This is a genomic window from Pseudomonas fluorescens, assembly GCF_000967965.1.
Taxonomy (GTDB): Bacteria; Pseudomonadota; Gammaproteobacteria; order Pseudomonadales; family Pseudomonadaceae; genus Aquipseudomonas; species Aquipseudomonas grandcourensis.
On record NZ_LACC01000040.1, the window covers coordinates 16,879 to 25,620 of the forward strand.

Annotated in this window: 8 protein-coding genes; 6 read left to right on the plus strand and 2 right to left on the minus strand. The window is 61.4% G+C overall.

The annotated features are described in order from the left end of the window. Positions 1 to 544: 544 nt before the first annotated feature. The 5 genes from VC35_RS25860 (at position 545) to ycaC (ending at position 4,749) form a co-directional block, all read left to right on the plus strand. Positions 545 to 904, plus strand: a complete 360-nt coding sequence (locus VC35_RS25860; RefSeq protein WP_046043444.1) for a DUF6124 family protein — start codon at positions 545 to 547, stop codon at positions 902 to 904. A 292-nt stretch (positions 905 to 1,196) separates the two neighbouring features. Further along, positions 1,197 to 1,613, plus strand: a complete 417-nt coding sequence (locus VC35_RS25865) for a DoxX family protein (RefSeq protein ID WP_046043445.1) — start codon at positions 1,197 to 1,199, stop codon at positions 1,611 to 1,613. Continuing rightward, entirely contained in the window at positions 1,606 to 2,214 is a 609-nt protein-coding gene (locus VC35_RS25870; RefSeq protein ID WP_046043447.1) for an antibiotic biosynthesis monooxygenase, read from the plus strand. The genes VC35_RS25865 and VC35_RS25870 overlap by 8 nt, the downstream gene beginning before the upstream one ends. Continuing rightward, on the plus strand, positions 2,214 to 4,052 hold the full coding sequence (locus VC35_RS25875; RefSeq protein ID WP_046043448.1) for an amidohydrolase: 1,839 nt from the start codon (positions 2,214 to 2,216) through the stop codon (positions 4,050 to 4,052). The genes VC35_RS25870 and VC35_RS25875 overlap by 1 nt, the downstream gene beginning before the upstream one ends. A gap of 70 nt (positions 4,053 to 4,122) precedes the next feature. Continuing rightward, positions 4,123 to 4,749: an isochorismate family cysteine hydrolase YcaC gene (ycaC, locus tag VC35_RS25880; protein ID WP_046043449.1), complete on the plus strand. Its 627-nt coding sequence runs from the start codon at positions 4,123 to 4,125 to the stop codon at positions 4,747 to 4,749. 123 nt (positions 4,750 to 4,872) lie between these two features. Here ycaC and VC35_RS25885 read toward each other — a convergent pair whose 3' ends face one another. Together VC35_RS25885 and VC35_RS25890 are read right to left on the minus strand one after the other, a co-directional pair. Continuing rightward, positions 4,873 to 6,300, minus strand: coding sequence for a mechanosensitive ion channel family protein (locus VC35_RS25885; RefSeq protein WP_046043451.1), 1,428 nt, complete (start codon positions 6,298 to 6,300; stop codon positions 4,873 to 4,875). 206 nt (positions 6,301 to 6,506) lie between these two features. Beyond that, positions 6,507 to 7,526 (minus strand): alpha/beta hydrolase, encoded by a 1,020-nt coding sequence (locus VC35_RS25890; protein WP_046043452.1) that lies wholly within the window; start codon positions 7,524 to 7,526, stop codon positions 6,507 to 6,509. 159 nt (positions 7,527 to 7,685) lie between these two features. On the opposite strand from VC35_RS25890, the gene VC35_RS25895 reads away from it, so the two are divergent. Further along, a complete protein-coding gene (locus VC35_RS25895) occupies positions 7,686 to 8,582 on the plus strand; it encodes a LysR family transcriptional regulator (RefSeq protein WP_046043454.1) in 897 nt (298 codons plus the stop codon). Positions 8,583 to 8,742: the final 160 nt, after the last annotated feature.

The window sequence follows — 8,742 nt, forward strand, 5'->3', positions numbered from 1 at the left end:
GGGCTGCTCTGCCTTTGCTCTTCTGTGGGAGCGAGCTTGCTCGCGATGGCGGCCTGCCAGCCGACCAATTTCTTTCGAATGTTCCCAGCCCAACTGTAGGAGCGAGCCTGCTCGCGATAGCGGTGGATCAGTCAACATCAATGCCGGATGTAATGCCGCCTTCGCGAGCAGGCTCGCTCCCACAAGGAATATGCAGCGTTCTGACAGCCCCGTTTAAAAGCCGTCAGCCTCTATTCCTGAAAGCCACACCGCCTTGCGTCGTTGCCTACAACTACGCCAGAATCCGCCGGCTTGTGAGTCTTGGCCATGATCTCTAACGTTCTCCGTGTCGCTGTCCATGCAGCGATCGGGTTTAGCAGCTCGGTAAATTTCAAGGCTCGCCAGTGTCACCTCAAGATCATTTCGGTCTGCAATTTGGTGGCTGTGCGTGGGGCACTTCGGTGCGCCGGGTTCCTTGATCCCTGGTCTGCTAACCCGCGTACAGCCGCCACCCAATTCGTTTAGCAGCGACCTGTGGCGGCTCCATTGATCAAGGAGCTTGACCATGTGCAAACCAACCCCCAATCCCCCGCAATCCGACGACGTTTCCCCCTACGACTCGCTCGACTCCAGAAAGCTCCACGAAGCCGCCGACCGCGCGCTGGATCACTACCTAAACCCCGCAAAAGATCCGGCTCCATCGCACAAACCCAGCACGATGTTTGTCATCGCCCCCGACATCAACACCGAAACGCTATTGGCCCACGCCTGCGAATCCCTGGCCTCGGCCAGCATCATGGCCAGCGACCTTGCGGGATTTCTGCAAAGCCCTCATCGCAACGCGCTGTTGGGCATTGCGCAGATCATCATGTTGGGCGAACTGGCGGTGAATCGGGCGCTGGATAATATCGATCCGCAAGACTAACCACTGATCCCTGTGGCGAGGGGGCTTGCCCCCGTTCGGCTGCGCAGCAGTCGTAGAACCGGTTAACACGGTTTGCCTGAAGCATCACGGTTGCTGGATTTAGGGCCGCTTCGCAGCCCAGCGGGGGCAAGCCCCCTCGCCACAGGGACTGCGCTTTGCAGGTGAATTGCGCATCTTTGTCGCACCCGCAAACAGAGCACGTACATTCAATTTTTCCTCCCCCCATCCCGGCACTATCGAATCCAGTCCCGGCGCATCGACGCCGGTGGTTTTTCATTTGTGCGGGTGGGCCATGGACGCTTCGCGACGTGATGATCGGGCGCAAGACTGGGGGCTGCTGTTCCTGCGGGTCAGCGGCGGGTTGTTCCTGTTGTGGGTGCACGGTTTGCCCAAGCTGCTTCACTACAGTACCGAGCTGCAAAACATCGAAGACCCTTTCCACCTGGGCGCGAACCTGACGCTGCTGCTGGCGATTTTCGCCGAGGTGGTGTGCCCGCTGCTGATCGTCGCCGGGATGCTGGCGCGTCTGGCATGTTTGCCTATTCTGTTTTTGCTGTGGGTGTCGATGTTGATCGTGCATCCACAGTGGACGCTCTTCGAAGGCCAGTTCGGCTGGCTGTTGCTGATCGTGTTCACCAGCATTTTCATCGCCGGGCCGGGACGGCTGGCGCTCAATGTCCGTTTTGCCGGAGCCTTGCGTTATGTCTGATCTCAATCGCCGTGAGCCGGCCAGTCCCGGGCCTGATGAGGTGGTGACCCTGATCGTCAAACACCGGGTCAAGGCCGGTTTCGAAGTGCCCTATGAAGCCTGGCTACGCAACATCGTCAAGGTGGCCGCGCAGAACGTCGGGCACCTGGGTGTGGATGTGGTGCGTGGCAAGAATGCCGGCCTCGACACTTACACCTGCGTGCTGCGCTTTTGCTCGACCGAGGCGATGCAGCGCTGGCTCGACTCACCGCAACGCCAGGAACTGGTCAACGAAGCCGCGCCGATGCTGGCCGATGGTGACCAGACCGAAGTCAATCCGGTCAACGAGTTCTGGTTCTCGCCCCAGGCCGAAGCCGGTACGCCACCGCCGCGCTGGAAGCAGGCCGTGGTGACTCTGTTGGTGATCCTGCCGCACACCTTGCTGGTGCCGCTGCTCTGGGGGCCGCTGCTTCAGCTCAATGCATTTCTCTCCAACTACGTGGTTGCCACGTTCCTGATCACTCTGACCATCGTGCTGTCGGTGGTTTACCTGTTCATGCCCATGGCGACGCGCCTGTTCGCGCCCTGGCTGTCTCCCTCCACATTGCATGAGGAACCGTGATGAACGCCGATCTGATTCTGTTCAATGGTCAATTTCATACCGTTGACCGCGAAAAACCGCTCGCCAGCGCCGTGGCGATCAGCGACGGTCGTTTTGTCGTGGTGGGCAGCGATGCCCAGGCCATGGCCCTGCGTGGCTCGAACACCCAGGTGATCGACCTCAAGGGCCGCTGCGTGATTCCCGGGCTCAACGACTCGCACCTGCACCTGATCCGTGGCGGCCTGAACTACAACCTCGAACTGCGTTGGGAAGGCGTGCCGTCCCTGGCCGATGCCTTGCGCATGCTCAAGGATCAGGCCGACCGCACGCCGACGCCGCAGTGGGTGCGGGTGGTCGGTGGCTGGAACGAATTCCAGTTCGCCGAGAAGCGTATGCCGACCCTGGCCGAGCTCAATCAGGCGGCACCGGACACGCCGGTGTTCGTGCTGCACCTGTACGACCGCGCCTTGCTCAACCGTGCCGCGTTGCGCGTCGCCGGTTACACCCGCGACACGCCGAACCCGCCGGGTGGCGAGATCGTGCGTGACGCCAACGGCGAGCCGACCGGCATGCTGGTGGCGCGGCCCAACGCGATGATTCTGTACTCGACCCTGGCCAAGGGGCCGAAGCTACCGCTGGAGTATCAGGTCAACTCGACCCGTCAGTTCATGCGCGAACTCAATCGCCTGGGCCTGACCAGTGCCATCGATGCCGGCGGCGGTTTCCAGAATTACCCGGACGATTACCAGGTGATCGAGCAGTTGGCGAAGGACGAGCAATTGACCGTGCGCATCGCCTACAACCTGTTCACCCAGAAGCCCAAGGAAGAGTTGACCGACTTCAAGAACTGGACCGGCAGCGTGAAGCTGCACCAGGGCGACGATTTCCTGCGGCACAACGGTGCCGGGGAAATGCTGGTGTTCTCGGCGGCGGACTTCGAAGACTTCCTCGAACCGCGCCCGGACCTGCCGCAAACCATGGAAGCCGAACTGGAGCCGGTAGTGCGCCATCTGGTGGAGCAACGCTGGCCGTTCCGTTTGCACGCCACCTACAACGAATCCATTAGCCGCATGCTCGACGTGTTCGAGAAGGTCAATCGCGACATTCCGTTCAACGGCTTGCCGTGGTTTTTCGACCACGCCGAAACCATCACCCCGCAGAATATCGAGCGGGTGAGGGCGCTGGGTGGCGGCATTGCGATTCAGGATCGCATGGCGTTCCAGGGTGAATATTTCGTCGAGCGTTACGGCGCGAAAGCGGCCGAAGCCACGCCGCCGATCAAACGCATGCTGGCCGAGGGCGTACCGGTGGGCGCCGGTACCGACGCGACGCGGGTGTCGAGCTACAACCCGTGGACTTCGCTGTACTGGATGGTCAGTGGTCGCACCGTCGGCGGTATGGAGTTGCACGCCGAAGGCCTTTCACGCCTGACTGCTCTGGAACTGTTCACCCACGGCAGCGCCTGGTTCTCGTCGGAGCAAGGCAAGAAGGGCCAGATCAAGGTCGGGCAATTGGCCGACGTTGCAGCCCTCAGCGCGGACTTTTTCAGCGTCGATGAAGAGGCGATCAAGTGGATCGAGTCGGTGTTGACCGTGGTCGGCGGCAAGGTGGTGTACGGCGCCGGTGACTTCGAGAAGCTCGGGCCGGCCAGCGTGCCGGTGCTGCCGGACTGGTCGCCGGTGGTGAAGGTGCCGGGCCACTGGCGCCCGACGTCGCCGATGCAGGCTCAGGCTCACCATTGCAGCGGCCCGTGTGCGGTGCACTCCCACAGTCATGAACGGGCGCGCCTGTCGAATGCGCCGGTCAGCGATTTCGCCGGTTTCTGGGGCGCCTTTGGCTGTTCGTGTTTTGCCTTCTGACGAATTCAAAAAAAACGCCGGCCCAACAGGTCGGCGCTGACTGCGACAACCATCCATCAAGGAGTTTCCAATGAGCAACGTTCCGTACAAACGCCTGAACAAAGACGATGCCGTGGTATTGCTGGTCGACCACCAGACCGGTCTGATCTCGCTGGTACAGGATTTCTCGCCCAACGAGTTCAAGAACAACGTGCTGGCGCTGGGCGACATCGCCAAGTTCTTCAAACTGCCGACCATCCTCACCACCAGTTTTGACAGCGGCCCGAACGGTCCGATCGTGCCGGAGCTCAAGGCGCAGTTCCCGGACGCGCCATTCATTGCACGCCCGGGCCAGATCAACGCCTGGGACAACGAAGACTTCGTCAAGGCGATCAAGGCCACCGGTCGCAAGCAACTGATCATCGCCGGTGTGGTGACTGACGTGTGCGTGGCGTTCCCGACCCTGTCGGCCATTGCCGAGGGCTTTGAGGTGTTTGTGGTGACCGACGCTTCCGGCACCTTCAACACCACCGTGCAACAAGCGGCCTGGGCACGCATGTCGGCCGCTGGTGCGCACCTGCTGAACTGGTTCTCGGTAGCCTGCGAGCTGCAAGGTGACTGGCGCAATGACATGGAAGGCCTGGCCAACCTGCTGTCGGAACGCCTGCCGAACTATCGCAATCTGATCAACAGCTACACCAAATTTACTGCCAGGTAAGCACGCTGCACTTGTAGGAGCGAGCCTGCTCGCGATTGCGGTCTGCCATTCAATATCGATGTTGGCTGATCCACCGCTATCGCGAGCAGGCTCGCTCCTACAGGGCTTTGTGTGATCTGTTGATCAGCGGTTCTGCAACCAACTCAAAAACCCACCTTTCCTGACCGCCACCGGTTTGGCCATCAACGCCATCCGGCTGTTCTGCTGGCGCACCGCCTGCAGCTTGTTCAACGCCCGGTCGACTTCCCGTCGTTGCTCCATGCAACTGCGGGTCAGGGATTTGTCGAGGCGGTAGATGATGCTTGAAGTCATGGCGGTGAACCGTGCCTGGGACGGCGTGTCGGCGAGGATGCTTTGTTCGCCCATGACTTCGCTCGGCCCCATGCGCCCGGCTTCGATCTGCGTGCTGCCATCGGGCACGGTGGCACTGACCACGCCGGTGGCAATGACGAACAGGCTGTCCGGTACTTCTTCCAGATCCAGCACCACGTCACCGGCCGCGTATTGCTGCGCCACCATGTTCTGGGCCAGGCGATCACGTTCCTCAGCGCTCAGGGAACGGAAGATTTTCACTTCATCGAGCAAGGCCCGTGCGCGGGTCGACGGCTCGATCACACCATTGGGTTGCCGGGAAATACCAGCCGCTTCGAGGTGCCGATGGGCCAGGTCGAACAGTTGATTACGCACTTCACCCTTTTTGCCCAGTTCGGCGATGAAGCCGCTGGCCACGTATTCGGACATGGTTTCGCCGGCTTCCTTGAGCACGGCTTTCGGCGCCGGATCGAGCAACAGACTGCTGCTGCCCTGAAGGGTGCGGTCCAGGGCATCGAGGACCCGACGCGGACGGATGTGGTTCGGCACCTGAATGCTGATCGACACGCCGTGAATATTGGTCGGGCGGCTGAGGTTGACGATCTTCGCCTTGGCCGCCACCGAGTTCGGCACCACCGCAGTGCTGCCGGCGCTGGTCAGCAGGTGGGTGGCGCGCCAGTCGATGTCCAGCACCTTGCCTTCGACACCGTCAATGGAAACCCAGTCATCGACCTGGTACGGCTTGGTGGTGTTGAGCACGATGCCGGAGAACACGTCGCTCAAGGTGCTCTGCAATGCCAGACCCACCACGATGGCGACGACGCCGGAGGTCGCCAGCAAACCTTTCACCGGCAGCTCCAGCACGTAGCCGGCGGCGGCCACTACGGCAATCAGGAACACCAGTGCGCCGATGACATCCTGCAACAGCCGGCCGCTGTGGCCGATGCGCCGCATCAGGGCCAGGCCGATCACTTCGGTGAGCCCCCGCGCGGCGTACAGCCACCAGAGAATCCCCAGTGCCGTGGCTCCCAACTGCGCCACGCGATCATCGGCAAACAAGGGCGCCTGCAACGGGCTGACGCCGGCGTTGATGAGCACCGCGCTGAACAGCACAAACAGCGCCAGGCGCACACCGACCCGGCTGACGCGATGCTTGAATGGCGCGAGGTGCCAGAGCAGGGTGTCGATGGCCAGCAGCAGGGTGCTCAGGGAGAGCAGGTGACCGAGGAGAAAGGACATGGGGATGCTCCGGGAGAAATGAGGTCGCGCAGGTGAAGAGCGTTTTTGTGGCGAGGGAGCTTGCTCCCGCTTGAGTGCGGAGCACTCACAAAGTCGGCATTGACTGCTTGGATTTTGGGGCCGCTACGCAGCCCAGCGGGAGCAAGCTCCCTCGCCACAAAAAAGCAGTGTCGCCACACGCCGCTGTGTGGCGATTCTGGTTGGTCTCACTGCAAATGAGTCTTGAGCTCCAGCGCAGCCTGGCGCACCGCCGCCTTCACTTCAGGAATCTGGCTCAGCGGATTGAGCAGGCCGAAGTCGTGGATCATGCCGTTGTAGCGTACCGAGGTCACCGGCACGCCTGCCGCGTCGAGGTGGCGGGCGTAACCTTCGCCTTCGTCGCGCAGCACGTCGAACTCGGCGGTCTGCACCAATGCGGCCGGCAAGCCTTTGAGCTGTTCGGTGCTGGCGTTGAGCGGCGAGGCATGAATCTGCGCACGCTCGCCAGCGTCGGTGGTGTAGTTGTCCCAGAACCACTTCATCATGTTTTGCGTCAGGAAGTGGCCTTCGGCAAATTGCTGGTACGACGCGTTATCGAACTGTGCGTTGGTCACCGGCCACATCAGCAGTTGAAAACGCAGAGCCGGGGCTTTCTGCTCCTTGGCCATCAAGGCCACGACCGCCGCCATGTTGCCGCCGACGCTGTTGCCGGCCACCGCCAGGCGCTTGCCGTCGACGTTGATCTGCTGGCCGTGTTCGGCCACCCAGCGGGTCGCGGCATAGGCCTGGTTGATCGCGGTCGGGTAATGCGCTTCCGGCGACGGCGTGTAGTCGACGTACACCGCGACCGCACCGGAACCCACCACCAGGTCACGGATCAGGCGCTGGTGAGTCGGGAAATCCCCCAGCACCCAACCGCCGCCGTGGAAAAACATGAACACCGGCAGTTCACCTTTGACCTTGGCCGGTCGCACCACTTTGAGGTTGATCGTCTGACCGTCAACCTTGATTGCCTTGTCGCTGACTTCCACGCCGGACAGGTCAACCTTCACCGACGCCTGGGCACCGGTCAGCACCCCGCGGGCGTCTTTCGGGCTCAGTTGTTCAAGCGGTTTGCCACCACCGGCGGCGAGGGCTTCGAGGAAGGCTTGGGTGTTGTGTTCGACACCCGGGCTGCCTGCGGCAAAAGCGTTGCCGACGGCGAGGGCGAGGAGGGATGCAGTCAGGGTTTTCTGGACGAGGTTCATGGGTAAATCCTTTTTAACCGATGGCGTTGAGAGTCTTGGGATGAGGTCGCTGCCAGTTCTGTGATTCAGGCTTGAGCAACACCGTGAACACAGATTAATAGGATGCCTGGAAGGGAAAAAGCGGCTATAAAGTGTTTGACTGTCAACCGGGAAGTGACAATGAACCCCTTTGAAGATATGCGTATTTTTTGCCAGGTCATGGACGCCGGCAGCTTCACGGCAGCCGCCGATCAACTTGGGCTGTCCAAGCAGTTTGTCAGCCGCCGCTTGATGCAGCTCGAAGAGCGCCTGGGCGTGCGCTTGCTCAATCGCTCGACCCGGAGACTGGATGTCACGCCGCTGGGGCAGAGCTATTACGAATCAGCCCTGCGCCTGCTCAGCGAAGTTGAGCAAGTGGAGCAGGGCATCGCCGGCCAGACCACCGAGCCACGGGGGACCATTCGTGTGAGTGCGCCGCTGTCGTTCGCACTGGCGCATCTGGGGTGCCTGTTGCCGGTGTTTTTGCAGCGCTATCGCGACGTGACGGTGGAGGTGGATTTGAGCGATCGGCCCGTGGATTTGCTCGGTGAGGGCTACGACCTGGCGCTGCGCATCGGCACACTGGAAGACTCGACACTGATCGCCCGACGCATTGCCTCCATTGAACGGGTGTACTGCGCAAGCCCCGCGTACCTGACCGAACGCGGCACACCGCTCAAGCCAGAAGATTTGCACGGTCACGACTGCCTGCCGTACGGCCATGGTCGACAGGTGCAATGGCGTTTTGCGGGGCAGGGCAAGCCATTGAGCGTCAATGTCAGCGGGCGGATGCGGGTCAACAACGGTGAATTGCTCAAGGACGCGGCGATCGCCGGGCTGGGGATCACGTATTTGCCTACGTTCATTGTCGGCTCGGCACTCAAGGATGGAAGGCTGGTGGAAGTGCTGGAAGATTTGCGGCCGGAGCCGCTCACGTTGTCGGCGGTCTATCCGCAACACCGGCAGAGTTCGCGGCCGGTGCAGGCGCTGGTTGAGTTCTTGCGCGAGGAACTGGATCAGTCTGAGGGTGGGTTGTAAGGAGAGGGTTCATACAATCAATTGTGGGAGCGGGCAAGTCGGATCGCCGCACCGCCGCTCCCACAGGGTTTTGTGTTGTATGGGAATCAGCGTAAATCAGCTCCTTTTGTCATCACCGGGCTCGGCATGGACACCGCGATCATCGCCAGGCTCGCCATTG